This is a genomic window from Pseudoduganella sp. S-14 (assembly GCF_049913285.1).
GTDB lineage: Bacteria > Pseudomonadota > Gammaproteobacteria > Burkholderiales > Burkholderiaceae_D > Rugamonas.
In genome coordinates, this window is sequence record NZ_CP183991.1 from 4,869,126 (window position 1) to 4,895,967 (window position 26,842).

General features: G+C 62.2%; 25 protein-coding genes. 4 read left to right on the forward strand and 21 right to left on the reverse strand.

Going from position 1 to position 26,842, the window contains the following annotated elements; translation table 11 throughout:
* Positions 1-22: 22 nt before the first annotated feature.
* The 3 genes from priB to ACN9MZ_RS22380 all read right to left on the reverse strand — a co-directional run bounded on the left by priB (position 23) and on the right by ACN9MZ_RS22380 (position 1,417).
* Positions 23-316 carry a primosomal replication protein N gene (gene priB, locus ACN9MZ_RS22370; RefSeq protein WP_028104934.1) on the reverse strand — a complete coding sequence of 98 codons (294 nt, stop codon included), beginning with the start codon at positions 314-316 and terminating at the stop codon, positions 23-25.
* A gap of 18 nt (positions 317-334) precedes the next feature.
* Positions 335-715, reverse strand: coding sequence for a 30S ribosomal protein S6 (rpsF, locus tag ACN9MZ_RS22375; RefSeq protein ID WP_090438998.1), 381 nt, complete (start codon positions 713-715; stop codon positions 335-337).
* A 240-nt stretch (positions 716-955) separates the two neighbouring features.
* Positions 956-1,417: a hypothetical protein gene (locus tag ACN9MZ_RS22380; protein WP_426163379.1), complete on the reverse strand. Its 462-nt coding sequence runs from the start codon at positions 1,415-1,417 to the stop codon at positions 956-958.
* Between the two features lie 130 nt (positions 1,418-1,547).
* Here ACN9MZ_RS22380 and lexA point away from each other — a divergent pair, with 130 nt between their 5' ends.
* The 3 genes from lexA (at position 1,548) to ACN9MZ_RS22395 (ending at position 5,039) form a co-directional block, all read left to right on the forward strand.
* Entirely contained in the window at positions 1,548-2,237 is a 690-nt protein-coding gene (gene lexA, locus ACN9MZ_RS22385; protein WP_426163381.1) for a transcriptional repressor LexA, read from the forward strand.
* A 204-nt stretch (positions 2,238-2,441) separates the two neighbouring features.
* A complete protein-coding gene (locus tag ACN9MZ_RS22390; RefSeq protein WP_426339084.1) occupies positions 2,442-3,470 on the forward strand; it encodes an alpha/beta fold hydrolase in 1,029 nt (342 codons plus the stop codon).
* Between the two features lie 105 nt (positions 3,471-3,575).
* Positions 3,576-5,039 carry a hypothetical protein gene (locus ACN9MZ_RS22395; protein WP_426339085.1) on the forward strand — a complete coding sequence of 488 codons (1,464 nt, stop codon included), beginning with the start codon at positions 3,576-3,578 and terminating at the stop codon, positions 5,037-5,039.
* A 92-nt stretch (positions 5,040-5,131) separates the two neighbouring features.
* Here ACN9MZ_RS22395 and ACN9MZ_RS22400 read toward each other — a convergent pair whose 3' ends face one another.
* The 18 genes from ACN9MZ_RS22400 to ACN9MZ_RS22485 all read right to left on the reverse strand — a co-directional run bounded on the left by ACN9MZ_RS22400 (position 5,132) and on the right by ACN9MZ_RS22485 (position 25,997).
* Positions 5,132-6,361, reverse strand: a complete 1,230-nt coding sequence (locus ACN9MZ_RS22400; RefSeq protein WP_426163387.1) for a cystathionine gamma-synthase family protein — start codon at positions 6,359-6,361, stop codon at positions 5,132-5,134.
* Entirely contained in the window at positions 6,361-7,887 is a 1,527-nt protein-coding gene (gene purF, locus ACN9MZ_RS22405) for an amidophosphoribosyltransferase (protein ID WP_426163389.1), read from the reverse strand. Before purF ends, ACN9MZ_RS22400 begins: the two co-directional genes overlap by 1 nt.
* Positions 7,888-7,926: 39 nt before the next feature.
* Positions 7,927-8,415, reverse strand: a complete 489-nt coding sequence (locus ACN9MZ_RS22410; protein WP_426336230.1) for a CvpA family protein — start codon at positions 8,413-8,415, stop codon at positions 7,927-7,929.
* Between the two features lie 24 nt (positions 8,416-8,439).
* Positions 8,440-9,384: an SPOR domain-containing protein gene (locus tag ACN9MZ_RS22415; RefSeq protein ID WP_426163393.1), complete on the reverse strand. Its 945-nt coding sequence runs from the start codon at positions 9,382-9,384 to the stop codon at positions 8,440-8,442.
* Between the two features lie 11 nt (positions 9,385-9,395).
* Positions 9,396-10,685 carry a bifunctional tetrahydrofolate synthase/dihydrofolate synthase gene (folC, locus tag ACN9MZ_RS22420; RefSeq protein WP_426163395.1) on the reverse strand — a complete coding sequence of 430 codons (1,290 nt, stop codon included), beginning with the start codon at positions 10,683-10,685 and terminating at the stop codon, positions 9,396-9,398.
* Between the two features lie 78 nt (positions 10,686-10,763).
* Entirely contained in the window at positions 10,764-11,636 is an 873-nt protein-coding gene (gene accD, locus ACN9MZ_RS22425; RefSeq protein WP_090439030.1) for an acetyl-CoA carboxylase, carboxyltransferase subunit beta, read from the reverse strand.
* Positions 11,637-11,725: 89 nt separating this feature from the next.
* On the reverse strand, positions 11,726-12,529 hold the full coding sequence (trpA, locus tag ACN9MZ_RS22430) for a tryptophan synthase subunit alpha (protein WP_426339086.1): 804 nt from the start codon (positions 12,527-12,529) through the stop codon (positions 11,726-11,728).
* 115 nt (positions 12,530-12,644) lie between these two features.
* Entirely contained in the window at positions 12,645-13,886 is a 1,242-nt protein-coding gene (gene trpB, locus ACN9MZ_RS22435) for a tryptophan synthase subunit beta (protein WP_426339087.1), read from the reverse strand.
* Entirely contained in the window at positions 13,870-14,562 is a 693-nt protein-coding gene (locus tag ACN9MZ_RS22440) for a phosphoribosylanthranilate isomerase (protein ID WP_426339088.1), read from the reverse strand. Before ACN9MZ_RS22440 ends, trpB begins: the two co-directional genes overlap by 17 nt.
* Positions 14,563-14,574: 12 nt before the next feature.
* A complete protein-coding gene (gene truA, locus ACN9MZ_RS22445) occupies positions 14,575-15,378 on the reverse strand; it encodes a tRNA pseudouridine(38-40) synthase TruA (RefSeq protein WP_426339089.1) in 804 nt (267 codons plus the stop codon).
* Positions 15,379-15,436: 58 nt separating this feature from the next.
* On the reverse strand, positions 15,437-18,364 hold the full coding sequence (locus tag ACN9MZ_RS22450; RefSeq protein WP_426339090.1) for a FimV/HubP family polar landmark protein: 2,928 nt from the start codon (positions 18,362-18,364) through the stop codon (positions 15,437-15,439).
* A 249-nt stretch (positions 18,365-18,613) separates the two neighbouring features.
* Positions 18,614-19,741 (reverse strand): aspartate-semialdehyde dehydrogenase, encoded by a 1,128-nt coding sequence (gene asd / locus ACN9MZ_RS22455; protein ID WP_426163411.1) that lies wholly within the window; start codon positions 19,739-19,741, stop codon positions 18,614-18,616.
* A gap of 26 nt (positions 19,742-19,767) precedes the next feature.
* A complete protein-coding gene (leuB, locus tag ACN9MZ_RS22460; RefSeq protein WP_426339091.1) occupies positions 19,768-20,835 on the reverse strand; it encodes a 3-isopropylmalate dehydrogenase in 1,068 nt (355 codons plus the stop codon).
* A 14-nt stretch (positions 20,836-20,849) separates the two neighbouring features.
* Entirely contained in the window at positions 20,850-21,497 is a 648-nt protein-coding gene (gene leuD / locus ACN9MZ_RS22465; RefSeq protein ID WP_426339092.1) for a 3-isopropylmalate dehydratase small subunit, read from the reverse strand.
* A 50-nt stretch (positions 21,498-21,547) separates the two neighbouring features.
* Positions 21,548-21,679, reverse strand: coding sequence for an entericidin A/B family lipoprotein (locus ACN9MZ_RS22470; RefSeq protein ID WP_426339093.1), 132 nt, complete (start codon positions 21,677-21,679; stop codon positions 21,548-21,550).
* A 24-nt stretch (positions 21,680-21,703) separates the two neighbouring features.
* Entirely contained in the window at positions 21,704-23,107 is a 1,404-nt protein-coding gene (gene leuC, locus ACN9MZ_RS22475; RefSeq protein ID WP_426342947.1) for a 3-isopropylmalate dehydratase large subunit, read from the reverse strand.
* A 179-nt stretch (positions 23,108-23,286) separates the two neighbouring features.
* Positions 23,287-25,164, reverse strand: a complete 1,878-nt coding sequence (locus ACN9MZ_RS22480) for a chemotaxis protein CheA (RefSeq protein WP_426339094.1) — start codon at positions 25,162-25,164, stop codon at positions 23,287-23,289.
* Positions 25,164-25,997: a protein phosphatase CheZ gene (locus tag ACN9MZ_RS22485; protein WP_426339095.1), complete on the reverse strand. Its 834-nt coding sequence runs from the start codon at positions 25,995-25,997 to the stop codon at positions 25,164-25,166. The genes ACN9MZ_RS22480 and ACN9MZ_RS22485 overlap by 1 nt, the downstream gene beginning before the upstream one ends.
* Before the next feature lie 345 nt (positions 25,998-26,342).
* On the opposite strand from ACN9MZ_RS22485, the gene ACN9MZ_RS22490 reads away from it, so the two are divergent.
* Positions 26,343-26,810: a universal stress protein gene (locus ACN9MZ_RS22490; RefSeq protein WP_426339096.1), complete on the forward strand. Its 468-nt coding sequence runs from the start codon at positions 26,343-26,345 to the stop codon at positions 26,808-26,810.
* The last annotated feature ends 32 nt before the right edge of the window (positions 26,811-26,842 follow it).

Genomic DNA, 26,842 nt, shown 5'->3' on the forward strand with positions numbered 1-26,842 from the left:
CTGTATTTAAAAATTGCGCTGTTTAGACAGCACGAAAATCAATGATGTGAAACACCAGGGTTCTGCTATTGCGGTTCTTCTTGGCCAGGAAACCGGTGAACTCGTACAAGCCTCCAAGGGGCGCCTGACTGAATCGTTTTGACAACTCACCTGCCGCAACGGCAGGGACTTCAAACTCGGTCAGTCGGGCAATGCCTGCCTCTGTCTGCTGCGAACTGTGCTGCAAGCTTGCATTCACAATCGGCAGGCCGGCCGGGGTGTATCGAATCTCATCCCGTTCGGCGATCAGGGCGGTAACCCGGAGCTGGTTGTACAGACCGTCTCCTGTCAGGAATTACGCCGCTGCAGGAGCTGCTGGGGCTTCGGCGCGATGGCTCTTGGCCGCGTCTTCACGCTGGACCGACTTCATCATCGGGGAAGGAGCGGTTTCCGCTTTCTTCATCTTGACGGTCAGGTGACGCAGCACGGCATCATTGAATTTGAATGCGGTTTCCAGCTCAACCAGGGTCTCGTTGTCGCATTCGATGTTCAGGCAGATGTAGTGTGCCTTGGCCAGTTTCTGGATCGAGTACGCCATTTGACGGCGGCCCCAATCTTCAACACGGTGCACGTTACCGCCGCGCGAGGTCACGCTGGTCTTGTAACGTTCGATCATCGCGGGCACTTGCTCGCTTTGGTCCGGGTGGACGATAAATACGATTTCGTAGTGACGCATTAATAACTCCCTTAAGGACTGTGAATATAGCCCACCCCGGCGTCAAGACGGGTGTGGGAAGAGGTAAGCCCGCAAGCATAGCAGACTTTGCCGGCCGGCTCAAGGTTTACTGATGGCGCGCAAAGCCCCCTGCCCGCTGGGCTGGCATGCCGGGGCATGGACCAGTCGATGCCGCCTGGAAGCTGCGCCCTTGCATTGCTCCGGGTAAGAACGCTGGATGACGCGCTGCTTGCCTCCGGCTTAATCGCCTGAGGCTTCGCCCCTCGCCGCCATGGCAGGCTGCGTCGCCTCAGACGATTGCAAGATCCCGGCGAGGAACCCGAGCCCGGCCGCCAGCCAGACCAGGGAGGCGACCACATCAAACGTCCACACACGATCGGGGAATTTGTACAAGTAAGGCACCACCAGCAGCCCGCGCAGCAGGCAAATCGCAGCAATCGTGCCCTGCGCCATTTGCGCAAATGGCAACCAGCGCAAGCGCCCTGCGCCAGCCAGCGCATACAAGGAGCAGATCAACATCAAGGCCCCTATGACTACCGCGCCAGCCGGCGCGAACCACGTCCCGGCGCGGGCTGATGCAACGACCTTGGGCGGCGCCTGCAGGAAGGCATACCACTCCGGCCCCAGCCAAGGCGCCGCGAAATGAATCACGGCACCGAACAAGGAAATCCCCGCCGCCAGCAAGAAAGCAAACCGTCCCATCCTGCCCTCCAATGGTTGTCGAAACATTATTAAGCCGAATATTTTCTGTCATTGCAACAAATTTGCTTGCAATTCCTTTCATACTGTACAAAAATACAGACTGTCTATATCCACAGTTCACCATAGCGCCATGATCAAGCTCACAGCACGACAAGAACAGATCCTCAACCTGATCAAGGATGCGATCGACAGCACCGGCTTCCCGCCTACCCGCGCCGAAATCGCGGCGGAGCTTGGCTTCAAGTCCGCCAACGCTGCAGAAGAACACTTGAAAGCCCTGCAACGCAAGGGCGCCATCGAAATTACCGCCGGCACCTCGCGCGGCATTCGCCTGACCGGCAACTTCGGCGGCCCGGCGACCGGTGCTGCCGCGCCGCGCCCGGCCGCTCGTGCCAATGTCGAATTCGACGACATGCCAGCCGTCCCGGCCGGCATGCTGGTTTCCCTGCCGCTGATCGGCCGCGTCGCCGCCGGCTCGCCCATCCTGGCCCAGGAAAACCTGGAGACCACCTACAGCGTCGACCCCAAGCTGTTCTCGGCCAAGCCGGACTTCCTGCTGAAGGTACGCGGTGAATCGATGCGTGACATCGGCATCATGGACGGCGACCTGCTGGCCGTGAAAAAGACCGACAGCGCCCGCAATGGCCAGGTCGTGGTGGCCCGCATCGGCAACGACGTCACCGTCAAGACCTACCGCAAAACCGGCAGCAAGATCGAACTGCTGCCGGAAAATCCGGACTTCAAGGTCATCACGGTGACCGAAGAAGACGACTTCGCCCTGGAAGGCCTGGCCGTTGGCCTGATGCGAACCTGGCACTAAGACCGTCCTGCGCTCGGGGTGCGACGTGCGCCCTGGGCCTTTCTCCCGCGCTGGCCCGGCTGGCGCAATCCCTGCCCCTCCGCTGGCCCGCGCGCCGTTTTAAGCCAGCCTGCGCCCCCATTTCTGCATTCTGTCGCACTCGGGTTCCAAGACAAGGGCCGCTCGAGTTATCCTTCTTGCATCGAAAAAAGGAGAGGAGATCACATGCACGTCCGCCGTATCAGCTCGATCCTGTGCGCCTTGGCGCTGTCCATTTCCACCGCATACGCCGCCGCCCCGCAACAGCAGTTCGCCAACATGGGCGACCTGCAGCTTGAAAACAAAGCCACCATCAACGATTGCTCGATCGGCTACCGTACTTTCGGCACCCTGAACGCTGACAAATCAAACGTCATCCTGTTCACGACCTGGCACACCGGCACCAGCCGCGATGCGGCAGGGATGCTGCAAAGCGGCGCCCTGTTCGATCCGGCGCCATGGTACGTGATCGTGGTCGATGCACTGGGCAATGGCGTATCCTGCTCCCCTTCAAACAGCAAGACCCAACCCGGCCCCTCCTTTCCGCAGTTCTCGGTACGCGACATGGTCGCCAGCCAGCACAAGCTCCTGACCGAAAAACTGGGCATCAAGCACATTCACGCCGTCATGGGCTACTCGATGGGCGGCATGCAGGCCTTCCAATGGGCCGCCAGCTACCCGGGCTTCATGGACGTAGCCATTCCCATCGCCGGCACACCGCGACTGACATCGTCCGACATGCTGTTCCTACGCATCGTTGAAAAGTCGGTACTTGACGAGCCAGCCTACGCAGGCGGCCGCTATGCCCAGAACCCGGCGCTGCCGATGTATAACCTGCTGTTCGCAATGAACTTCGACAGCCCGGCGCATCGCAGCGCACGCACCGCGCCTAAGGACTTTGAAAAATTCTTCCGCGAGAGCCAGGCCTCCGATCCTGACGGCACTGACGCCAACAATTCCCTCTGGCAGATCCGCGCTGTACTGGGCCACGATATCGCCCAGGGCGGCAAGCTGGAAGACGCGGCGCCGCGCATCAAGGCGCGACTGGTCCCGATCAATGCAGCCCAAGACCACTTGGTCAACCCTGGGCCGGCAATCGCCTTCTCCAAGCTGCGCAAGGAAGAAGCCACCGTGCTTGATACCGATTGTGGCCACGCAGCGCTGCGCTGCGCCATGCCTGCCATGAAGGCCGTTGTGGAAAAAGCGCTACGCTAAACCTGCAGCCTGTCTAGCCAATCCTGCATTTCGTCGCAGCCACGTTCCCCGGGTGGCTGCGCTCGCTTACAGTCACAAAAAACACACCACAACCGGGGAGATTTGATGTTCAAGCCTTTCTGCATCGCAGCCGCGATGCTGGCAGCGCAATCCGCGTTCGCCTTCGACAACCAGGCCAACCACTACCGCCTCAGCATCGACAAGGATGCCAAACGCGCCCACGTCGAAGCCGACGTCTGGGTCGAGGGCCGCGACCTCGCGCTGTTCAACTGCATGCCGATACCGCAGCTCAAAAACGGCCAAGCCGACCTGATCGAAAAACTGCAAGTGCACGACATGGCCGGCAATGCCGTCGTCCTGAAAGACAAGGGCGAAGGCGAATACGACGTGGACGGCGACCGCCGCCTGCGCCTGTCTTACGACATCCGGCTGGAGCACGACAAATACCAATGGCCGGGCGGGAACGAAGAAGTGTCCTACCACACCGGCGAAGGCTTGATGTCGGTCGGCTATCCCTTGTTCATCGTCCCCGGCGAGAAAATGCTCGGGCACACCGAAGTCACATTCGACCTGCCGATAGGATGGAAAGCCAATACGCCTTGGCGCAGCACCGGCAAGCCGGACACCTTTTTGGTCGAGTCGCGGCGTGAACTGGTGAACAACGCCTTCTTCTTCGGCACGGCTCACGCGGAAACCTTCAAGGCGGGCGGTGTTGAAATGACGCTGGTGATGGGCAAGCAGTACTGGAAGCGTCGCGACGCCTTCATCTCCATGATCGACAAGCAGATGAACAGCTACCAGAAGCTGTATGGCCGCGGACCGGTCGCCGACCGCTTCCTGATCGTGATCAACCAGGGCGATAGCGGTGACGGCGGTGCGTTTGCCGGCTCCTTCAGCCAATACCTGAAAGACGACGGCAGCGAAGTCGCCCGTCCGGTCTGGGGCAAGGTAATGGCGCACGAACTGGCCCATTTCTGGGATGGCCACTCGCTGGTACCGAAGAACGAAAGCGAAGAGTGGTTCAAGGAAGGGGTGAACGACTACGTCACCGTGATCACCATGGCGCGCAACAAGCTGATGGACCGCAGCATGCTGATCCAGCAGCTGGAAAATCTCGCACGCGGCCAGAACGTCGCGCGCAACGTGCAAGGCTTGACCGTCACCGTACGCGAAGCGGTGAAGGACAAGCACCGCAACTGGCTGCTGGTCTACGGCGGCGGCACGATCGCCGGCCTGGCGATGGACGTCGAACTGCGCAAGGCCAGCAAGGGCAAGGTCAGCCTCGACACGCTGCTGAACGAGATGTACAAGGAGTTCGGGCACAAGGGCAAGCAATACGACCAGGCCGATATTGTCCGCATCGGCAAGGCGATCAGCGGCGTCGACCTCGACCCGCTGCTGAACAACATTGTCGCCACCAGCAAGGCGCCGGATCTGAGCCCGCTATTCAAGGAGATCGGCCTGCGCCTTGAGCAATTCGGCATGCTGGAAACCTACCTGCTGCGCGACCCGGCCGCGACAGTGGAGCAGAAAGCCCGCTTCAGCGCCATCTTCGGCGTCCCGTACTAAATAAAAGTCGGGGTCAGGTCTGGCAATCCGCCACGTTTTTCGCATGGCGAAAAACGTGGCGGATTGCCAGACCTGACCCCGACTTTCGTTTCTTAATCCAATGCGTTCTTGAAGTCGGCGATCAGGTCGGCGGTATCTTCGATGCCGACGGAGACGCGAATCAGGCTCTCGGCGATACCCATCGAAGCGCGGCGTTCGGGGCCCATCTCGTAGAAGATGGTGTGCGAGACCGGGATCACCAGCGTACGCGTGTCGCCGAGGTTGGAAGTCGGGATCGCGAGCTTCAGCTTGTTGAGGTAGTCGAAGCAGTCGATGCCCTCCTTCAGCTCGAAGCTCAGCAACGAGCCGAAGTCCTTGAACAGCTCCGCTGCGATGCCATGCTGCGGGTGCGATTTGAGGCCCGGGTAGTACACGGCTGCCACGCGCTCGTCGGCTTCCAGCATTTCGGCCAGGGCGCGCGCGTTGGCCGACGTGCGGTCCATGCGCAGTGCCAGCGTTTCGGCGCCGACGGCGATATGGTGTGCAGCTTCCGGCGCCAGCGATGCGCCGAAATCGCGCAGCGCCTTGGCGCGGATTTGCACCAGGCCCCACTGCACCGCTGGATTTTTCTTGTAGTTCTCGAAGATATTCGGGAACCTGGTCCAGTCGTAAGCGCCGGTGTCGGTCAGCGCGCCGCCCAGAGCGTTGCCATGGCCGCCGATGGATTTGGTCAGCGCATTCACCACCAGGCCCGCGCCCACGTCCTTCGGCCGGAACAGGTAGGGCGACGTCATCGTGTTGTCGACGATGTACAGGATACCGCGCGCGGCACACAGTTCACCGATGCGTTTGAGGTCGGCGATCTGGGTGCGCGGGTTGGCGATGGTCTCCACGAACACCATGCGGGTTTCTGGCTTCAGCGCCGCGGCTACGTTTGCCACGTCGGTGGCGTCGACAAAGTCCACGCCCACGCCCTGCCCCGCCACGGTCTGCCACAGCGAGTTGGTATTCCCGAACAGGAACGACGACGACACGACATGGTCGCCGGCACGCAGCAGCGCCTGGAACACGGCGCCGATGGCGCCCATGCCCGTGGCAAAGCAGATCGTGCCCACGCCCTGCTCCATCTTGCTGACCTTGTCCTCCAGCGCGGCAACCGTCGGGTTGCCCTGGCGGCCGTAGCGGAAGCCCGGCTCCTTGCCCTGGAACACCGACGCCAGCTGGCGCGCGTCGGCGTAGCCGAACGTCACCGAGGTATGGATCGGCTTATGCAGGGAGCCGTGTTCGATGCCTTTCTGGCGGTCGTTGTGCAGGATGGTCGTCGTGAAGCCGTAGTTCTTCATCAGGATTCCGTCGTAGCAGTGTTCAGGTTCAGTTGCGTGCGTGCCGCGTCTTCGGCAACCTTGGCCTTGGTCGGGTTGTGGCGCGCCTGTTCGATGCGGTCCAGGTACTCGGCCGACACGTCGCCGGTGATGTACTTGCCGTCGAAGCAGGAGGCCTCGAACTCGGTCAACGCCGGGTTCACGTCGGCGATCGATTTCTTCAGATCTTCCAGGTCCTGATAGACCAGCGCGTCGGCGGTGATTTCCTTGCAGATTTCGTCCAGCGTGCGGCCGTGGGCGATCAGTTCGTCGCGGGTCGGCATGTCGATGCCGTACACGTTCGGGTACAGCACTGGCGGTGCGGCGGAGGCGAAGATCACTTTCTTGGCGCCGGCTTCGCGCGCCATTTGCACGATCTCGCGCGAGGTGGTGCCGCGCACGATGGAGTCGTCCACCAGCAGCACGACCTTGTCCTTGAATTCGTCGCCGATGGCGTTCAGCTTCTGGCGCACGGATTTCTTACGCATCGCCTGGCCCGGCATGATGAAGGTGCGGCCGATGTAGCGGTTCTTGATGAAGCCTTCGCGGTAATCCACACCCAGGCGCATCGCCAGCTGGATCGCGGCAGGACGCGAAGAGTCAGGGATAGGCATCACGACGTCCACGCCTTCGGCCAGGCCTTCGCGCTTGATCTTGTCGGCCAGGTATTCGCCCATCTTCAGGCGGGTGTTGTAGACCGAGGCGCCGTCAATCACCGAGTCGGGACGCGCCAGGTAGACATATTCGAACACGCATGGATTCAGTTTTGGCGCAGCGGCGCAGATCTGCGCATGCAGCTGGTTGTCGTTGTCGATGAAGATCGCTTCACCCGGCAACACGTCGCGCACGAAGCGGAAGCCCATGCCTTCCAGCGCGACGGATTCGGATGCGATCATGTATTCGGTGCCGTCGGCGGTTTCGTTCGCCCCCAGGCACAGCGGGCGGATGCCGTTCGGGTCGCGGAAGGCCAGCATGCCGCTGCCTGCGATCTGCGCCACCGCGGCATAGCCGCCGCGCACGCGCTTGATCAGCACCGTCACCGCCTGGAAGATGTTGGCCGGGGTCAGGGTGACGTCCGTGGAGGCTTTCTGGATCTCGTGCGCCAGCACGTTCAACAGCACTTCCGAATCGGAATCGGTGTTGATGTGGCGGCGGTCGTTCTTGAACATCTCGTCCTTGAGCTGTTCCCAGTTGGTCAGGTTGCCGTTGTGCGCCAGCGTGATGCCGAACGGCGCGTTGACGTAGAACGGCTGCGCTTCTTCTTCGCTGGAGGAACCGGCGGTCGGGTAGCGGCAGTGGCCGATACCGGAATTGCCGTTCAGCGAACGCATATTACGGGTACGGAACACGTCGCGCACCAGGCCATTGGCCTTGTGCATCGAGAACGTGTTGCTTTGGTTGGTTGCGATGCCTGCCGCATCCTGGCCGCGGTGCTGCAACAGCAGCAGCGCGTCATACAGCATCTGGTTGACTGGTTGGTGGGATACGACGCCGACGATGCCACACATGGTGTGCTCCTAAACTTGGTGCTGCGGATTTAAAGAATTCTAAAAATGGACATGCTCCGCCATCGCGGCGGGCAGGAATGGTTTCACGGTACGCACGCCGGATTCCGCCACGGGACTCAACAGCGCGCCTTTCCAGAATTCCTGCTTGGGCATGGAGGTCATCCCACACAATATGACGCCGGCCAGCACAATCACAATGCCCCGGCCGAGCCCGAACAGGGCTCCCAGGCCGCGGTCGGCGAACGACAGGCCGCCGGCTTCGATCAGCGCATTGATTGCCATGGTCAACAAGGCCATGAGGATGAGCACTCCGATAAACAGCGCAATGAAGGCAACGATCAGGCGCACCACCTCGCCCGGCAGGGCTTCCGGCAGCATGGGCGCGAGCCATGGACCGTAAGCGTTGGCGATGACGAAGGCAACGATCCAGCCAGCCAGCGACAATACTTCCTTGACCAGGCCGCGCATGGTACTGATGACGATGGATGCGATCAGCACGAAAATAACCAGGTAATCGAAAATCGTCACGTCAGCGCAGCCTCAAATCGTCAGTCAGGCCGGGGTCACGTTGCCGCTAAGGCCCAGTTTGCCCAGCTTGGCTTTGACCTTTTCGGCCTCTTCCTTGTTCGGGAATGGACCGACTCGCACGCTGGTCAATTCGCCGTTGGCGGTGTTGACTTTCTGCGCATAGGACTTGATGCCGGCTTCGCCAAGCTTGCGCTGCAGCTCGTCCACTTTGTCTTTGGTCGCGAAGGCGGCGACCTTGACCACGTATTTGGTCGAAGGCGCTGCTTCGGCTGGCTTGCCTTCTAGGATAGCCATGGCGCGCGCATCGTCAGTGTGGGCAGGCTTGGCTTCCTGTTTAGGTTCCGGTTTCTTTGGTTCAGGCTTCGGTTCGGGATGCTTCACCTCGGCCTTGGCGACTTTCTGCTCGGTCGCTTTCGGTTCGGCCGCTTTTGGCGGCTTCGGAGTTTCGGTCACGGCCGGCTTGGTCGGCACGTGGACAATCTCTTCGCCTTTATCCAGCGACGCGCCCGCTGCGGCAACAGGAGCCACGGTACGCGTCGATGGCGACGCGGAGACTGGCTTGTTGGCCGCCGGAGCTGGCGCCGGGGCAGGCTGCTCGAGCGCAGGCGCCACGGCAGGGCCGCCATTCAGCGGTTCGCCCGGCTTGTCCTTCGACGGCATGCTGATGGCGATATCGGACACCGATGATTTCGGCTCCGAGTCGAGCAGCATCGGCAGGCCGATGGCAACGGCCAGCGCCAGCGCGATCGCGCCTACCAGGCGACGGCGGGCGCGTTTCTTCTCCGGCAGGACCGGATCGGGGGAATTTTTGCTGGAATTGCGGCGCGGCGCCGCGTCGGCGCCAGCGCTGGATGCGCGCTTGGAACGGGCCTTTTCGTCCAGGGCCCTGTCGTCCTGCGCGCGGTAGTAGCCGCTGTCTTCACCAGCAGCATCTTGCTTGTTTTTGCCAAATTTCGATAACAAGCCCATGCGGAATGTTCTCAGTGGAGTGAGGATTTTTTCGCCGCCATGACGCCGGCGACAGTCAGAAATGATCCAAAGACCACAATTCTATCATTCTCGCCTGCCCTGCTCATCGCATTTGCGAATGCCTGGCCTGGATCATCGAAAATATTGACGGTTTTTTCGTCCATTTTCGGCTCAATTAGCTGCACCTTGGCAGCCAGCTCGGAAGCGGCGGCTGCGCGCGGCGATGGCAAATTGGTAAGGCACCAATGGTCCACGCATGGCGCCATGGCCTTGATGACGCCATCGATATCCTTGTCGTGCATGGAACCGAACACCGCGAAGGTAAATGGGCTGAAGCCCATATTGCCTACGTTCTGCGCCAGCGCCGCCGCCGCGTGCGGGTTGTGCGCCACGTCGTAGATCACCGTCGGACGGCCTGGCAGCACCTGGAAGCGGCCCGGCAGCTCTACCATCACCAGCCCGGTACGCACCTCCTGCGCGCCAACCGGCAGTTCCATCTTCAGCGCCTCCAGGGCCGCCAGCGCCGCGCAGGCGTTCAGCAACTGGTTGGCGCCGCGCAGGCCGGGATAGGCCAGCGAATTGCGGCGCTGCGACCGGCCGCCGTAGTTCCACTGCTGCTTGTCGCCCGCATAATTGAAATCGCGGCCCATCAGCCAGAGGTCAGCGCCGATTTCCATGGCGTGGTCGATCAGGGACTGCGGCGGCACCGGGTCGCTGCAGATCGCTGCCTTGCCGGTGCGGAAGATGCCGGCCTTTTCAAAGCCGATCTGTTCGCGCGTACCGCCCAGGTAATCGACGTGGTCGATATCGACGCTGGTCACGATCGACACGTCGGCATCGATCACATTGACCGCATCCAGGCGGCCGCCCAGGCCAACTTCCAGGATGACCACGTCCAGCGTCGCCTGCGACATCAGGTGCATGATGGCCAGTGTGGTGAACTCGAAATAGGTCAGCGAAATATCGCCGCGCGCCCGTTCCACGAAATTGAAGCTCTCCACCAGTTGCTCATCGCTGGCCATGTCGCCGTTCAGGCGCGCACGCTCATTGAAGTGCAGGAAGTGCGGCTTGATGTACAGGCCGACACGGTAGCCGCCTTGCAGCAGGATCGATTCCAGCATCGCGCAGGTCGAGCCCTTGCCGTTGGTGCCAGCCACCATGATGACCGGGCACTTGAAGGCCAGCGCCATGCGTTCCTTGACGGCGCGCACGCGGTCCAGGCCCATGTTGATGACGGTTTCGGCATGGCGCGACTCGATCAGCGCAAGCCATTCAGGGAGGGTATTCGGGAGATTGGACATTGTCGCCAGGGAGGGATTTTTGGGCGCGCAGCGCAGGAGGCTGCGCGCGCCGGCAATACTTAAAACTCGACGTAAAGCTTAGGCCAGCACTTCCGCGGCCTGGTTCTGCATCAGTGCCAGCAGGCGTGCGATTTCTTCGCGCATCTGGCGGCGGTCCACGATCATGTCGATCGCGCCCTTGGTCAGCAGGAACTCGGAACGCTGGAAGCCTTCCGGCAGCTTTTCACGCACGGTGTTTTCGATCACGCGCGGACCGGCAAAGCCGATCAATGCCTTCGGCTCGGCCATCACCACGTCGCCCATGAAGGCGAACGATGCGGACACGCCGCCCATGGTCGGGTCGGTCAGCACGGAGATGAACGGCAGCTTCTTCTCGGCCAGCTTGGTCAGCATCGCAGTGGTTTTCGCCATCTGCATCAGCGACAGCAGGCCTTCCTGCATACGTGCGCCGCCGGTGGCGGTCACGCAGATGAATGGCACCTTCTGTTCCAGCGCCACCTGGGCCGCGCGGGCGAAGCGTTCGCCGACCACGGAACCCATGGAGCCGCCCATGAATTCGAATTCGAAGCAAGCCACGACAACCGGCAGGCTCATGATCGAGCCGCCCATCGCGATCAGGGCATCGGTTTCGCCGGTGGCTTCCATCGCCTGCTTCAGGCGGTCAGGGTATTTCTTGCTGTCCTTGAACTTCAGCGTGTCGACCGGCAGGGTCTCCTGGCCGATTTCATAACGGCCGCCAGCGTCCAGCAGTGCGTCCAGGCGCTCGCGGGCGCGGATACGCATGTGGTGGTCGCACTTGGGGCAGACGTGCAGGTTCGACTCGAGGTCGGTACGGTACAGGACTGCCTCGCAGGAAGGGCATTTCACCCACAGGCCTTCAGGCATTGTCTTGCGAGCGGCAGCTTCCGAGCGCTGGATGCGCGGTGGCAGCAATTTTTCCAACCAGCTCATAAATTTCTCCTCTTGCACTAACTTAGGCCGGAAGTGTAGCCGGTTCTGCCTGTCCTGTCGAACAAAACAGGCAGAATATTGCCCTCAAATCAACGGTTTTCGTCGAGTGCCTGGCGAATGCCGGAAACGAACGATCGTACTGATTTTGCAGCATTTTCCGGTCCGGCCGCTTCGATTTCCTGGATGATGCGGCTGCCGATCACCACCGCATCGGCCACCGAAGCCACAGCCTTGGCCGTGGCGCCGTCGCGGATGCCGAAACCGACGCCCAGCGGCAGCTGGACGTGCTTGCGGATCATGTCCAGCCGGCGCGCCACGTCTTCGGTATCGATATGGCCGGCGCCGGTGACGCCTTTCAGCGACACATAGTAGGTGAAACCGCTGCCGACGCGCGCCACTTGCTGCACGCGCTGTTCGGTCGAGGTGGGGGCCAGCAGGAAAATCAGGTCCTGGCCGGCTGCGCGCATCTTGGCGGCGAATTCCTCGCACTCTTCCGGCGGATAGTCGACCACGATGGCGCCATCGGCGCCGGCGGCGCGGCTGGCGTCGATGTAGGCATCGGCGCCGAGGCGTTCAATCGGGTTGGCATAGCCCATCAGGACTACTGGCGTGGTCGTGTTGGTTTTGCGGAATTCGCGCACGAAGTCGAAGCAGTCGCGGATGCCGACGCCGTTGGCCAGCGCACGCTCGCAGGCGCGCTGGATCACCGGGCCTTCGGCCATCGGGTCGGAGAAGGGGATGCCGAGTTCGAGGATGTCGGCGCCGCCTTCGACCAGGGCGTGCATCAGTTCCACGGTTTTACCGGGTTGCGGGTCGCCTGCGGTGATGAAGGTGACCAGGGCTTTCTTGTTTTGCGCTTTCAGGGCGGCGAAGGTTTGTTCGATACGAGTCATGTCTTTTTCCTTTCAAACCGGTAAGGCAGTGTCTGACCCTCGGGGTCAGACACTGGTACGCGGCGGTCGCTGGCCGGGTGCCCGACCCTGCGGGTCAGGCACCGGTTTACCGGTTTTAGAACTGCAACCCCGCGCGCTGCGCAACGGTGTGCATGTCCTTGTCGCCGCGGCCCGACAGGTTGGCCAGGATGATCTTATCCTTGGGCAGAGTCGCCGCCAGCTTGGCCGCATACGCCAGCGCATGCGAAGACTCCAGCGCAGGAATGATGCCCTCGATATGGCAGCAATCATGGAAAGCCTGCAACGCCTCGTCGTCAGTAATCGACACGTACTGCGCACGCCCCGAATCCTTCAGGTAGGAGTGCTCGGGGCCCACGCCCGGATAATCCAGGCCCGCCGACACCGAGTGCGTCTCGATAATCTGCCCGCCCTCGTCCTGCAGCAGGTAAGTACGGTTGCCGTGCAAGACGCCCGGATAGCCGGCCGTCAGCGAAGCAGCATGCTTGCCGGTATCGAGCCCCTCCCCTGCCGCCTCGACGCCCACCAGTGCTGTCGCAGCCTGGTCGATGTAAGGATAGAAGATGCCCATCGCATTCGAGCCGCCGCCGATGCAGGCCACCACATAGTCCGGCTGGCGGCCAGTCATCTCAGGCATCTGCTGCAGGCATTCCTCGCCGATCACGGACTGGAAGTCGCGCACCATCATCGGATACGGATGCGGGCCCGCCACGGTGCCGATGATGTAGAAAGTGTTTTCAATATTGGTGACCCAGTCGCGCATCGCTTCATTCAGCGCATCCTTCAGTGTCTTGGAGCCGGATTCCACCGGCACCACGGTCGCCCCGAGCAGTTTCATGCGATACACGTTCTGCGCCTGGCGCTTCACGTCCTCGCTGCCCATGTACACCACGCATTCCAGGCCGAAGCGCGCGCAGATGGTGGCGGTAGCGACGCCGTGCTGGCCGGCGCCGGTTTCAGCGATGATGCGCGGCTTGCCCATGCGCTTGGCCAGCAAGGCCTGCCCGATCACGTTGTTGATCTTGTGCGCACCGGTGTGGTTCAGGTCTTCGCGCTTGAAGAAGATTTGCGCGCCGCCCAGTTGGTCGGACCAGCGCTTGGCATGGTACACAGGCGATGGACGGCCGACGAAGTGCTTCAGTTCATAGCGGAATTCTTCAAGGAACAGTTCGTCCTTGCTGTAGCGGTCATAGGCTTCGCGCAGTTCGGCCAGCGCGTAGCTCAGGGTTTCGGCAACGAAGGAGCCGCCATAAGGGCCGAAATGGCCGGTGGTGTCGGGCAGGTGGTAAGACGAGGCGTGGAACAGGTGCGCCGGGGGCGCATCAACCGGGGTTTTCATGGTGCGGATCTTTCTCAATAGTGGCATCTGCTGCCCGCACGCCGCGGATGAAGTCCGCGATCAGGCGAGCATCCTTGATACCCTTGGCGCGCTCGACGCCACTTGAGACGTCAACCGCGTAAGGGCGAACGCTGGCCACTGCGCCAGTCACATTTTGCACGCTCAAGCCACCACTCAAAACGGCCCGATGCGCGAGATCTTTTGGGATTAGGGACCAATCGAAAACCTTTCCTGCGCCGCCATATGCATCCACGAAGGTGTCGAGCAGGAGGCCCGAGAACAAGCCACTGGATGCGCGGCAAAGTCGCTCATATTCTAGCAGCTCAGCGCCGCTTGTGTCGGGTTTGACGCGGAAGACACGTACAAATGCCCTGCCCGCCGCACGCGCCGCTTGCGCGCATTGCTCCGCGCTCTCGTCACCATGGAATTGCAAAAGCGATACTGGTGCGACTGCCACAGTATCGGCCACCTGCTGCGCCGTATGATTGACGAACAGGCCGACCGGCGTCACGAAAGGCGGCAGCAGCGCAATCAGCTCGGCCGCGCGCGCCGGCGCCACGTAGCGCGGGCTCTTCTCGTAAAACACAAAACCCACCGCATCGGCGCCTGCCGCGACGGCTGCCTGGACGTCTTCTTCTCGGGTCAGGCCGCAGATCTTGATGCGCGTGCGTGGCATGTGTGAATTTCCTTAGAAAGCTGGCAGGATGCTGGGCTCCTCGTGCGGCAAGCCCCATTTTGCGTCGTATTCGATTTTGGACAGGTACAGGCCGTCCGGCATGAAGGTCGGCGCCGCCTTGGTGCGGTCCTTCCCTGCCAGCAGTTCGCCCATCCAGCCGGTATTTTCCCGTCCCTGGCCAACGTAGACCAGCGAGCCGACCAGGTTGCGCACCATATGGTGCAGGAAGGCGTTGGCGCGCAGCGTGAACAGGATCATGTCGCCGTGGCGCTCGATCTCGATCATCTGCATTTCCTTGACCGGCGTCTTGGCCTGGCACATGGAGGCGCGGAAGGCTGTGAAGTCGTGGGTGCCGATCAACGGCTTGACGGCTTCGCGCATGCGCTCCACGTCCAGCTTCCAATGCGTAAAGCCGGTGCGGCCTGCCAGCAGCGGCGAACGCACCTGGTGGTTGTACAGCAGGTAATGATAAGTACGGGAGCGGGCGCTGAAGCGCGAATGGAATTCCTGCTCCGGCGATGGCGCTTCCGGCAGATAGCGCGCCCAGCGCACGCCGATCGATTCGGGCAGGAAGGCATTGATGCCGCGCACCCAGGCGTGTTCGGCGCGATCGAGTTCGGTGTCGAAGTGCACCACCTGGTTCAGGGCGTGCACGCCGGCGTCGGTGCGGCCGGCGCAGGTGGTGCCCAGCTTGACGCAGGCGAAGCGTTCGATGGCTTCCTCCAGCTTGTTCTGCACGGTCTGGCCGTGCGGCTGGATCTGGTAGCCAAGCCAGTCGGCGCCGTTGTACTGAACCCCTAATGCAATGCGTTTCAAAATAAAAAATGCCCGGTCAGATTGATCTGTGACCGGGCATTATACGGCGAATCAGGGATTAGCCGAGCTGGGCGCGCATTGCCGAAGCACGGGAGACCTGGTCGTCGCTGCCGCCGCGGATCACTTCATCCAGCAGTTCGCGGGCGCCTTCCTTGTCGCCGATTTCCTGGTAAGCCACAGCCAGGTCCAGCTTGGTGTCCATCTCCATGTGGAGGGCGGACATTTCTTCCTCGTTCTTCGGTGCCTCGGCCACTTGGGCCGCGCCGCCGAGGTCAAGGTCGATGCCGGACAGGTCGAAGTCCGCTGCTGCCGGGGCTGGCGCCGCGGCAGGTGCAGCTTCCATTGGCAGGTCCAGCGCAAAGTCGGCCGCCGACAGCGGTGCCTCTTCCACCGGCGCTGCTCCTGGCGCGCTTGCCGCAGGCAGCGAAAAGTCCATGCTGCTCAGGTCTGCAAGCGGATCGGCTGCCGGTGCCGCCGGCTTGGACTCGCTTGGCAGGTCCAGGTTGAAGTCCATGCCGATATCGGCCATCGCATCAGGCACTGGGACTGCTTCCACCGTTTCCACGTTGGCAGCCGGGGTATCCAGGCCCAGGTCGAAGGACAGGTCGTGTACTTCTTCCGCAGCCGGGACCGGCGCCGGTGCAGCTTCAGCCACGACAGGCGCCGCCGGTGCAGGCTCGTCGAAGCTCAGGCCACCGAGGTCGAAGTCCAGGGTGTTGCTGTCGGCAGCTTTCGGGCTTGGTTTGGATTCTTCAGCCAGGGACGGCAGCGCACCTGCGTCGCGGTCCAGGTCAAAGTCCATCACGCTGGCAGCAGCCGGTGCGGCGTCCTGGCTCAGGTCCAGGTCCAGGCCATCGGCAGCAGCTTTGGCTGGTGCAGCGGGCTCAGCAAACATCGCAGCGAAGTCGTTGAGCTCATTCGACTCGCTGGCTACGAAAGGGGCTGCACCGGCAGCAGCGGCGGCGCCACCCATGCCGGCAGCGGCCTTGGCTTGCGCTGCGCTGACGTACAGTGGATTGTCAGGATCGATGCTGGCACCCAGCGCAGCGGCTTGCGCCCACTCGTCGCCCGCGCCCTTGGTCATCGAGTACAGCTCGCTGGCCTGGGTTTCGAAGGAACGTGCATCCTTGCGGCCGGCATAGATTTCCAGCAGCTTCAGGCGCACTGGGTGGCGTTCCGGATGGACGCGCAGCGCTTCCTTCAGGATTTCCTCTGCCTGGGCATCGCGGCCGTAAGCGATGTACACATCGGCTTCCGCCACCGGATCGACTTCATTGGTATCGAGCTGGCTGGCCGAAGGCGCGAAGTTGGAGTTGAACACGCTGTTGCTGGTGTCCACGCTCTGGCCGCCGGTTTCGGCGAACAGCGAGTGCGCGGTGGTGCCAGGATCGCCCAGCACGCTGGCTGCTTCCGTATTCGGCAGCGCCAGGTCTTCGGCAGCTTTGCGGCGGCGTACCACCATCAGCGCTGCGATGCCCAGCAGCGCAGCAACGCCGGCGCCGATCACCTTGATGTTCTCCATGATCATGTCGACCAGGCCCGGCTCGACCTTCGCAGGAGCAGGCGCGGCTACCGAACGCTTTGGCTTGGCTGGCTTCTCTGGTGCGGCTTCCGCCGGCGCCGAGGCTTCCGGTGCCGGTGCCGTAGCTGCTGGAACTGGAGCTGGGGCTGGAGCGGATGCAGCAGGCGCAGGCGTCGGTTCGGACAGCTTGACAGCCGGGCTGGCAGCCGGTGCCGCGGCCGCCGGTGCAGGGGCTGGAGCCGGTGCCGGCGCGCTGGCCTTCGCTTGCGCGCTGGCGGCAGCCTTGCTCTTCACCTCCATCAGCTTCTCGAGGTTGTTGACGTTCTTTTCCAGCTCCTTCACGCGGGCGCTGGCGTCAGCCATCTGGCGGTCCTTGGCGATCTTGTCTTCCACCGCGCCGGTCTTGCCTGGCTTGCTGGAAGCTTCGCCTGCCTTGGACAGTTTCAGCTGGTCTTTCGACTCGGTGACGGCAGTCGGGCGTTCCTTGACCTGGGCGGTGATCTTGCCGGTCTGGCTTTGCTGGGATTCCGCTTCCTTGGACGGAGTCGCCGCAGCCACCTGGCCGGCCAGCTTGGAGCGGTAGGCGTTGAAGTCGGCAGCATGCGCCACCACCACGCCGTGGGCTTCGCCCTGGCTGGTTGCCTTCACGGTGCCGGCATCCGGCACGGACAGGATGGTGCCGGACTTCAGGCGGTTCATATTGGAGCCGTTGAACGCATCCGGGTTGGCGCGGTACAGCGCAACCAGCATCATGTCCAGCGACACGTCGGCCGGCTTCAGGCGGCCGGCGATCTTGCCCAGCGTATCGCCCTTCTTGACTTGATAGCTGTCGGCAGCGGCACCGTCCTGGGCGGCAGCGGCGCGCGGCGCAGCGGCCGGCTCCGGCGCACGCGACGGGGCGGCTGATGCCGACGGCGCAGCGCTTGGCGCACCTGCCTGGGCCGGTGCAGCAGCAGGCGCGGCCGCAGGGGCTGCTGCCGGCTTGGCGGCAGGACGCGAACGCTGCGCCGCCACTTGCGCCGAATTGGTCGTGCGCAGGTCGGCCGGGTCCAGCAGGAAGGTGTACTCGCGTACCAGGCGACCGTTAGTCCAGGTCAATTCCAGCAGCATGTCAACGAAAGGCTCGTTGATCGGCTGGGACGAAGTAATGCGGATAAATTGGCGCGAGCCACGGGCTTCGACCTCGAAGCGCAGGCTGAGCAGTGCCGAATTGAAGTCGATATTGGCAGCACGGAAGGCATCCACCGAGGCCAGCTTGGCCACCAGTTCGGATGCTTCTTCAGGGGTAACGGCAGTCAATTCGATTTCGGCGCGCAGCGGCTGCCCCAGCGAGGAGAGCACAGTGAGCTTGCCAAGGCCTGCTGCGTTGACGGAAATAGGTGCGAGCACTGCACCGCTGAGCATGGCAGCGGTCAGTGTTTTCAACGCGAACGAAGCGACCTTGGAAGGTTTTTGAACAGGCATAGTGAGCGACGAAAAATGGTTAACGTGGAAACAAAGTTACTTTTCCAGAGGTCTCAACATAACATCATGCTTTAAAGCATGCAAGCATTGTCCCACTATTCTTCCTCTAAAGGAACTATTCTGTTTCGTTCATGCTGAAAATATTCCTTCGCCCAAAGAAAAAGCCGGAATTTCCTTTGAAATCCGGCTTTTAGAAAATACTGTTTAACTTGTTTATTATTCAGTAGTTATTAGCTGATTAGTAACAGTTTATTTATCCAGCACGATGCGCAGCATGCGGCGCAGCGGCTCGGCCGCGCCCCACAGCAGCTGGTCGCCCACCGTGAAGGCCGACAGGTAGTCGCCGCCCATCGACATCTTGCGCACGCGGCCGACCGGGATCGTCAGGCTGCCGGTGACGGCGGCCGGGGTCAGTTCCTTGACCGACGCTTCGCGGGTGTTCGGCACGAACTTCACCCACTGGTTGTCCTTGGCGATGATGTCGTTGATCTCGTCCAGCGGCACGTCCTTGCGCAGCTTGATGGTCAGCGCCTGGCTGTGGCAGCGCATGGCGCCGATGCGCACGCACAAGCCGTCGACCGGGATCGCGGACGCGGAGAAGCCTTCGCCGCGGCCCAGGATCTTGTTGGTCTCGGCGCCGCCCTTCCACTCTTCCTTCGACTGGCCGTTGCCCAGGTCCTTGTCGATCCACGGGATCAGGTTGCCGCCCAGCGGCACGCCGAACTGCTTGGTTTCTTCCGGCGACAGGCCGTGCTGGGTGGCCAGCACCTGCTTGTCGATTTCCAGGATGGCGGAAGCCGGGTTGTCCAGCAGGTGCTTGACGGAAGCGTTGATGGTGCCGTACTGGGTCAGCAGCTCGCGCATGTGCTGGGCGCCGCCGCCGGAAGCCGCCTGATAGGTCATGGAAGTCATCCACTCCACCAGGTCCTGTTTGAACAGGCCGCCCAGGCCCATCAGCATGCAGGACACGGTGCAGTTGCCGCCGATGAAGTTCTTCACGCCCTTGGCCATCGCGTCCTTGATCACGTTCAGGTTGACCGGATCGAGCACGATCACGGCATCCTTGTCCATGCGCAGGGTCGACGCGGCATCGATCCAGTAGCCGTTCCAGCCCGCCGCGCGCAGCTTCGGGAATACCTCGGTGGTGTAGTCGCCGCCCTGGCAGGAGATAATGATCTCGCAGCGTTTCAGTTCGTCGATGTTGGTGGCGTCTTTCAGGGTAGTCTCGTTCTTCGCCATCTTCGGCGCGGCGCCGCCGGTGTTCGAAGTGGAGAAGAACACCGGCTCGATGTGGGCGAAATCGCCCTCTTCCTGCATGCGCTGCATCAGGACCGAACCGACCATGCCGCGCCAACCAACCAGACCTACGAGTTTCATTTTGCTTTCCTTTGGGTGTGAATTCTTCAGATTGCCTTGACGACTGCGTCGCCCATCTGCTCGGTGCCCACCTTGGTGGTGCCCTCTTCATAGATGTCAGGCGTGCGCAGGCCCTGGGCCAGCACCTTCTTGACTGCGTTTTCGATGCGGTCGGCCTGCTCCGCGCGATTGAGCGAATAACGCAGCATCATGGCGGCTGACAGGATCGTGGCCAGCGGGTTGGCAACGCCTTTGCCCGCGATATCGGGAGCCGAGCCGTGCGATGGTTCGTACAGGCCCTTGTTGTTGGCGTCCAGCGAAGCCGATGGCAGCATGCCGATCGAGCCGGTCAGCATGGCGGCCGCGTCGGACAGGATGTCGCCGAACATATTGCCGGTGACGATGACGTCGAATTTCTTCGGCGCGCGCACCAGCTGCATGGCGGCGTTGTCGACGTACATATGGTCCAGCGCCACGTCCGGGTATTCCTTGTGCACGTCGGTGACGATGTCCTTCCAGAACTGGAATGTCTCCAGTACGTTGGCCTTGTCGACGGAGGTCAGGCGCTTGCCGCGCTTTTGCGCCGCCTGGAACGCCACGTGGGCGATGCGGCGGATTTCGCCTTCGGCATAGCGCATGGTATCGAAGCCTTCGCGCTGGCCCTTGAACGGACCGTCCGGGCACTCGCGCACGCCGCGCGGCTGGCCGAAGTAGATGTCGCCGGTCAGTTCGCGCACGATCAGGATGTCCAGGCCCGACACCACTTCCGGCTTCAGCGTCGAAGCGCCGGCCAGTTCAGGGTACAGGATGGCTGGGCGCAGGTTGCCGAACAGGCCCAGGTTCTTGCGCAGGCCGAGGATGGCCTGCTCGGGACGCAGCGGGCGCTCCAGCGTGTCGTACTTCCAGTCGCCGACGGCGCCGAACAGCACGGCGTCGGCCGCCTTGGCCAGGGCCAGCGTTTGCTCCGGCAGCGGGTGGCCCTTGGCCTCGTAACCGGCGCCGCCCACCGGCGCAGTTTCCATCTCAAATTGTTCGTCGAGCGCGTTCAGGACCTTGACGGCCTGGCTGACGATTTCCGGGCCGATGCCATCGCCCGGCAGGATTGCGATTTTCATTATTCGATCTTCTGTTAGATAACGTTGGCCAGCCAGGGCTGGCTGGCAAGGCGGCGCTCCTCGAACGCGCGGATCTCGTCGGCATGGCGCAGGGTCAGGCCAATATCGTCGAGACCGTTCATCAGGCAGTACTTGCGGAAGGCATCGATCTCGAAGGGATAGGAGACGGTGCCGTTGCTGGTGCCTACGCGCTGCTGTTCAAGGTCCACCACCAGGCGATAACCCGGGAAGGCCTTGACTTCGTTGAACAGATGATCGATCTGCGCGTCAGTGAGGACGACCGGCAGCAGGCCGTTCTTGAAGCAGTTGTTGAAGAAGATGTCCGCAAAGCTTGGCGCAAGGATGGCGCGGAAACCGTACTGGTCGAGCGCCCACGGCGCGTGCTCGCGCGAGGAGCCGCAGCCGAAGTTCTTGCGCGTCAAAAGAATCGAGGCGCCCTGGTAGCGCGGCTGGTTCAGCACGAAGTCCGGGTTGAGCGGGCGTTTGCTGTTGTCCATGCCCGGTTCGCCGTGGTCCAGGTAGCGCCACTCGTCAAACAGGTTGGGGCCAAAGCCGGTGCGATGGATCGACTTCAGGAATTGTTTCGGGATGATCGCGTCGGTATCGACGTTGGCGCGGTCAAGCGGTGCAACTAAACCTTCATAGACGGTAAATTTTTCCATGATTCTCTACGGGTTGCGACGGCGGACCGTCGCGGTCCGCCGATCAGCGGTTATTTACTGCCGGCGCCTTCCATTTTCTGGCCGACTTTCTGGACATCCTTGCCGAAGCCTGCAACGGTATTGCAGCCGCCCAGGGACATGGCGAAGATGGCGGTAATGGCGATGGCGATTAGCTTTTTCATGATTTGGACTCGTACTGGTTATGGTTAGCGGATGGATCGGACATCCACGAAATGGCCGGCGATACCGGCTGCGGCAGCCATGGCAGGCGATACCAGGTGGGTACGCCCGCCCTGGCCTTGGCGACCTTCAAAGTTACGATTGGAAGTAGATGCGCAGCGTTCGCCCGGATCGAGGCGGTCGGCGTTCATGGCCAGGCACATCGAGCAGCCAGGCTCGCGCCATTCAAAGCCGGCGGCCTTGAAGATCGCATCCAGGCCTTCGCGTTCGGCCTGCTCTTTCACCAGGCCGGAACCCGGCACCACCATTGCCAGCTTCACGTTCGAAGCGCGCTGCTTGCCGCGCACTACCGCGGCGGCGGCGCGCAAGTCTTCGATGCGCGAGTTGGTGCAGGAGCCGATGAACACCTTGTCGATGCGGATGTCTTCGATACGGGTGTTCGGCGTCAGGTTCATGTACACCAGGGCCTTTTCCATGGCGTCGCGCTTGACCGGGTCTTTTTCCTGGTCAGGGTCCGGCACGCGGCCATCGATCGACGTCACCTGTTCCGGCGAGGTGCCCCAGGTTACCTGCGGCAGGATCTGCGCTGCATCCAGCGTCACCACGAAATCGAACTTCGCGCCCGGATCGGAATGCAGGGTGCGCCAGTACGACACGGCCTGCTCCCACTGCGGGCCAACCGGCGAATAAGGACGCCCCTTGACGTAGTTGATGGTGGTTTCGTCGACTGCGACCATGCCGGCGCGCGCGCCCGCTTCGATCGCCATGTTGCAGACGGTCATGCGGCCTTCCATCGACAGCGAACGGATCGCCGAGCCGGCAAATTCGATCGCATAGCCTGTGCCGCCGGCGGTCCCGATCTTGCCGATCACCGCCAGCACGATGTCCTTGGCCGTCACGCCTGCAGGCAACGCGCCGTCGACCTGCACCAGCATGGATTTCGATTTCTTGGCCAGCAATGTCTGGGTCGCCAGCACGTGCTCCACTTCCGAGGTGCCGATGCCGTGCGCCAGCGCGCCGAACGCGCCGTGGGTCGACGTATGCGAGTCGCCGCATACCACGGTCATGCCCGGCAAGGTCGCGCCCTGCTCCGGGCCGATTACGTGCACGATGCCCTGGCGCTTGTCGTTCATGTTGAAGTAGGTCATGCCGACCGACTTGGTGTTCTTGTCCAGGGTTTCCACCTGCAGGCGCGAGACCGGGTCTTCGATGCCGTGCGAACGGTCCGTGGTCGGAACGTTGTGGTCGGCCACCGCCAGGTTGGCCGACAGGCGCCATGGCTGGCGGCCGGCATTGCGCAGGCCGTCGAATGCCTGCGGGCTGGTTACTTCGTGGACCAGGTGGCGGTCGATGTACAGGAGGGCGGTGCCGTCTTCCTCGGTGCGTACTACGTGGGATTCCCAGAGTTTGTCGTAAAGCGTTTTCATGATGCTGCCAAATAAGGTGATCCGTTTGATTATGCCATATTTTGTGCAATGCAAAATCCGGCTGTTTTCCGCCTTGTGAGCAATTCAACGTAGATTTCGAGCGATGGCGCCAAATAAAAAAAGCCTGCAGCCCCTTTTTGGGAGGCTGCAGGCTTGTGTTTTCTGTATTTTTGGAGGAGGCTTTACGCCGCCATCCTTACACTTCCCCTGCAACCGTCCATCAGGAACGATAGGCCAACTACTAGGACCAGGTCGCCCTCGGCGGAACGCGCGGTGCCGGTAATGCCGTCCACCGACAGGGCAGTCATCGGTTTGATGACCAGGTCGGCAGTGCCATCGACCGCCGCGACAGCCAGGATGTACGGCTGCGGCGAGTTGATGACGATGCCCACGCGCTCCGAGCATGGCTCGTAGCCCAGCGCACCGGCCAGCGAACGCACCGGCAACGGACGGCCCTGGTCCTTGAGGACCGGCGCGCCGCCCACTTCCATGAACACTTCCGGCAGTTCGACCACGCGCTCGACCACCGCCATCGGCAGCGCCAGCAGCGCGCCGGAGGTGGACACCAGCATGGTCGGCACGATCGACAGCTCGATCGGCAGGCGGATGGCGAACTTGGTGCCCTTGCCCAGTTGCGATTCGATGTGGATGGCGCCGCGGTTCTTTTCCACGGCGGTCTTGACCACGTCCATGCCGACGCCGCGGCCGGACACGGAAGATGCCACTTCCTTGGTCGAGAAGCCCGGCAGGAACACCAGCTGGTAGGACTCGTCGTCCGACAGGTTGGCGCTCGGCGAGATCAGTCCCTTCTCGGCGGCCTTGCGGCGCAGGGCGACCGGGTCCATGCCCTTGCCGTCGTCCTGCAGCACGATCATGACGGAGTTGGCCTCCTGCCATGCCTTCAGCGAGATGTAGGCTTTCGGCGGCTTGCCGATGGCCATGCGGGCGTCCGGCGCTTCCACGCCGTGGTCCAGCGCGTTGCGCAGCATGTGCACCAGAGGGTCGTACAGGCTGTCCACCACCACGCGGTCCACTTCGGTTTCCGCGCCTTCGATGGTCAGCTCGACTTCCTTGCCCAGGTCCTTGGCCAGCTCGCGCACCAGGCGCGGGAATTTCTGGAACAGGCGGCCGACCGGCTGCATGCGGGTCGCCAGCGTGGCGCGCTGCAGTTCGGTGGAGTAGCGCGAAGCGCGTTCCAGCGTTTCGGTCAGGGCCGACATCAGGGTTGCAGCCTGGCCTTCGAATTTGAATTGCTGCAGGCGCTCCAGCAGCACAGCTGCCTGGTTGGCGGCCTGCACCGATTCGCCCGCCACTTCCAGCAGCGCGTCAAGCTTGACGGCGTCGATACGGATCGATTCTTCCTTGGCCGGTGCGGAGCTTGGCTTGGCCTCACCTGCCGGACGCTCTTTCGCTTCCGGTGCCGGGGCATGCACCGCAGCCTGCGTGCCTTCAGCGGCAGCATGGGCTGCAGCGACGCCTTCGGCGCGTGCGCCGCCAGCCGGGCGCACATAGGTGCCAGGCGGCACCACGGCTTCATACATGCCTTCCCAGTCCAGGCCATCGGCCGACGGCGCGGCGGCCGGCGCCGCCCCCGCTGCGGCAGCAACCGGTGCGGCCGCGGGTGTGGCGGCAGCCGGCGCGGCGGCAGGCTTGACCTTGCCCGCAGCGGAGCTGGCCTTGCCCTCGATCGCATCCTTCAGGATCGCTTCCAGGTCGGCCGGCATTGGCGCCAGCTGGTCCGGCGCGGCGCCGTTATTCAGATCGGTCAGCTGGTCGGCCACGAAGCCGGATGCCTGCAGCGCCGCTTCGATCGACAGTGGCGTGACCGGGGCGGCGCCAGTGCGCAGCGCATCGAACAGGTTCTCGGTCAGGTGGCAGGCCGACACCAGCGCGCCCAGGTTCATGAAGCCAGCGCCGCCCTTGATGGTGTGGAACGAGCGAAAAACTGCGTTCAGCGTTTCCTTGTTGTCGGGGTCACGTTCGAGGCGCAGCAAGTGCTCTTCGACGTTGACAGCCAAATCCATGGCCTCGACAACGAACTCCTTGAGCATATCGTCCATTAGAACCCCAGGTCGGCAAGCAGGTCATCGACGCTGTCCTGATTCAGGGCTTCCGACGGAACGGATGGGCCCGACATCAGCGACACCTCTTTCTGCGCAATCTTCTCGCGCACATCGGCCGGCGCGTTGTCCTTCAACAGTTGCGCCAGTTCGGATTCGACCTTCTTGGTGATGGCGACGACCTTCTTGATCAACTGGCCGGTGATGTCCTGGAAGTCCTGGGCCATCATGATTTCCAGCAGGCGGGCCTTTTCCGCCTCCGTTGCTTGCGCTACCTTGCTGGCAAAGGCGCGCGAATCGCCCGCCAGCGCCTTGAAATCTTCAATGCTCAGCTTGCCTGCAAACAGCTCGGCCCAGCGCTCTTCCATTTCCTTGGCCTGCTTGGAGAGCACTTCCTGCGCCGGCATGCCGTCGTCCAGGGTATTCAGGACCTTGTTGGCGGCCTGTTCGGTCAGCGAGGCGACATATTCCAGGCGGTCCTGCGCGTCCACGATCTGGGTGGACGCTTCGGTCAGGGCCTTGTCGTAGCCCAGTTCGCGCAGCGAGTCATGCAGCAAGCGCACAATGCCGCCCAGGCGCTCGAACATGCCATCGGGGTGCTCGCTGCCCTCTGCCGCCGCTTCGCCAGCCGGGGCTGGGGCGGGCGCGGCGGCCGGAGCGGGTGCCTTGCTGGACGCCGCTACGGAATCAAACAGGCTCTCCAGATCATCGGAATCGCCGGACTCGGCGGCCGCAGCGGCCGGAGCAGGCGCTGGAGCAGGTGCAGGCGCATTCGCCCGTTGCGCAGATACTTCCTCAAATAATGCATCGAAATCATCAGCGGCGTCGGTCATAATTCCTGCTTCTCCATAATTTTCAATAGTTCCCGCTGCCAAAAAAAAGTGTCAAATTTGACGCTCGGCAATAAATAAGGCACTCCCGCGAGTGTAACAGGGGCGGCCCCCTCAGTTCAATCTCTTAGGTGAAGCCGCAATGGCCCTCCAAGTGTACTGTTGTATTTGCGGATAGTGTGAAATGCGCGCTGCAAGCCCCTGAAATAACGGGAATTTGCGTCATCTGCGATGTCCGCGTGACAGTTTCTTGATAATTATCAACTCTTTACAGCAGAACAATACCGGTAAACGGGGCTACAATGAAGGCAGGAACTGGCTCTTTTAATAGTTAAAGGAGGCTGAGATATGTATCGGAAAATCCTGATAACGACGGACGGCTCGGCAGTTTCCAGCAAGACCGCCTGTGCCGGGGTCGACTTTGCCCAGCAGCTCGGGGCCGAGGTGCTGGCACTGTTCGTGGCGCCGGAATACCAGTACCCGATTTATGTGGAGATCATTCCGCCCAGCTATCCCAGCGAGGAAGAATACCGGGCGGCAATGCAGCGCGCCGGCAATGAGCACGTTCAGTCTATCCTCGAGTCTTGCGCGAAAAAAGGCGTGCGGGCTGAGGGCATGACCGCTTTTGCCGAAAGTGCTGCACTGAAGATCGTTGAGGCAGCCAACCAGTACGGCTGCGACCTGATCTTCATCGGTTCGCATGGCCGCAGCGGCTGGGGTCACCTGCTTCTGGGCAGCGTGACCAACAAGGTGCTGTCGCATACCAAGATCCCGGTGCTGGTGCACCGCCTGATCAAGGACCCGCGCCCGGCCTGAACGGCCTGGCGTTACAACGCGCTCCGGCCTGC

Bases quoted from the DNA above. Each gene is read 5' to 3' on its own strand.
- ACN9MZ_RS22390 (WP_426339084.1), top strand. From the start codon at position 2,442: ATGCACGTCCGCCGTATCAGCTCGATCCTGTGCGCCTTGGCGCTGTCC.
- ACN9MZ_RS22470 (WP_426339093.1), bottom strand. From the start codon at position 21,679: ATGAAAAAGCTAATCGCCATCGCCATTACCGCCATCTTCGCCATGTCC.
- trpB (WP_426339087.1), bottom strand. From the start codon at position 13,886: ATGAAAACCCCGGTTGATGCGCCCCCGGCGCACCTGTTCCACGCCTCG.
- leuD (WP_426339092.1), bottom strand. From the start codon at position 21,497: ATGGAAAAATTTACCGTCTATGAAGGTTTAGTTGCACCGCTTGACCGC.
- trpA (WP_426339086.1), bottom strand. From the start codon at position 12,529: ATGACTCGTATCGAACAAACCTTCGCCGCCCTGAAAGCGCAAAACAAG.
- purF (WP_426163389.1), bottom strand. From the start codon at position 7,887: ATGTGTGGCATCGTCGGCGTCGTATCCCACCAACCAGTCAACCAGATG.
- ACN9MZ_RS22490 (WP_426339096.1), top strand. From the start codon at position 26,343: ATGTATCGGAAAATCCTGATAACGACGGACGGCTCGGCAGTTTCCAGC.
- ACN9MZ_RS22380 (WP_426163379.1), bottom strand. From the start codon at position 1,417: ATGGGACGGTTTGCTTTCTTGCTGGCGGCGGGGATTTCCTTGTTCGGT.
- asd (WP_426163411.1), bottom strand. From the start codon at position 19,741: ATGAAACTCGTAGGTCTGGTTGGTTGGCGCGGCATGGTCGGTTCGGTC.
- folC (WP_426163395.1), bottom strand. From the start codon at position 10,685: ATGTCCAATCTCCCGAATACCCTCCCTGAATGGCTTGCGCTGATCGAG.
- lexA (WP_426163381.1), top strand. From the start codon at position 1,548: ATGATCAAGCTCACAGCACGACAAGAACAGATCCTCAACCTGATCAAG.
- leuB (WP_426339091.1), bottom strand. From the start codon at position 20,835: ATGAAAATCGCAATCCTGCCGGGCGATGGCATCGGCCCGGAAATCGTC.
- ACN9MZ_RS22485 (WP_426339095.1), bottom strand. From the start codon at position 25,997: ATGACCGACGCCGCTGATGATTTCGATGCATTATTTGAGGAAGTATCT.
- ACN9MZ_RS22480 (WP_426339094.1), bottom strand. From the start codon at position 25,164: ATGGACGATATGCTCAAGGAGTTCGTTGTCGAGGCCATGGATTTGGCT.
- ACN9MZ_RS22450 (WP_426339090.1), bottom strand. From the start codon at position 18,364: ATGCCTGTTCAAAAACCTTCCAAGGTCGCTTCGTTCGCGTTGAAAACA.
- accD (WP_090439030.1), bottom strand. From the start codon at position 11,636: ATGAGCTGGTTGGAAAAATTGCTGCCACCGCGCATCCAGCGCTCGGAA.
- ACN9MZ_RS22440 (WP_426339088.1), bottom strand. From the start codon at position 14,562: ATGCCACGCACGCGCATCAAGATCTGCGGCCTGACCCGAGAAGAAGAC.
- ACN9MZ_RS22400 (WP_426163387.1), bottom strand. From the start codon at position 6,361: ATGAAGAACTACGGCTTCACGACGACCATCCTGCACAACGACCGCCAG.
- rpsF (WP_090438998.1), bottom strand. From the start codon at position 715: ATGCGTCACTACGAAATCGTATTTATCGTCCACCCGGACCAAAGCGAG.
- ACN9MZ_RS22395 (WP_426339085.1), top strand. From the start codon at position 3,576: ATGTTCAAGCCTTTCTGCATCGCAGCCGCGATGCTGGCAGCGCAATCC.
- ACN9MZ_RS22415 (WP_426163393.1), bottom strand. From the start codon at position 9,384: ATGGGCTTGTTATCGAAATTTGGCAAAAACAAGCAAGATGCTGCTGGT.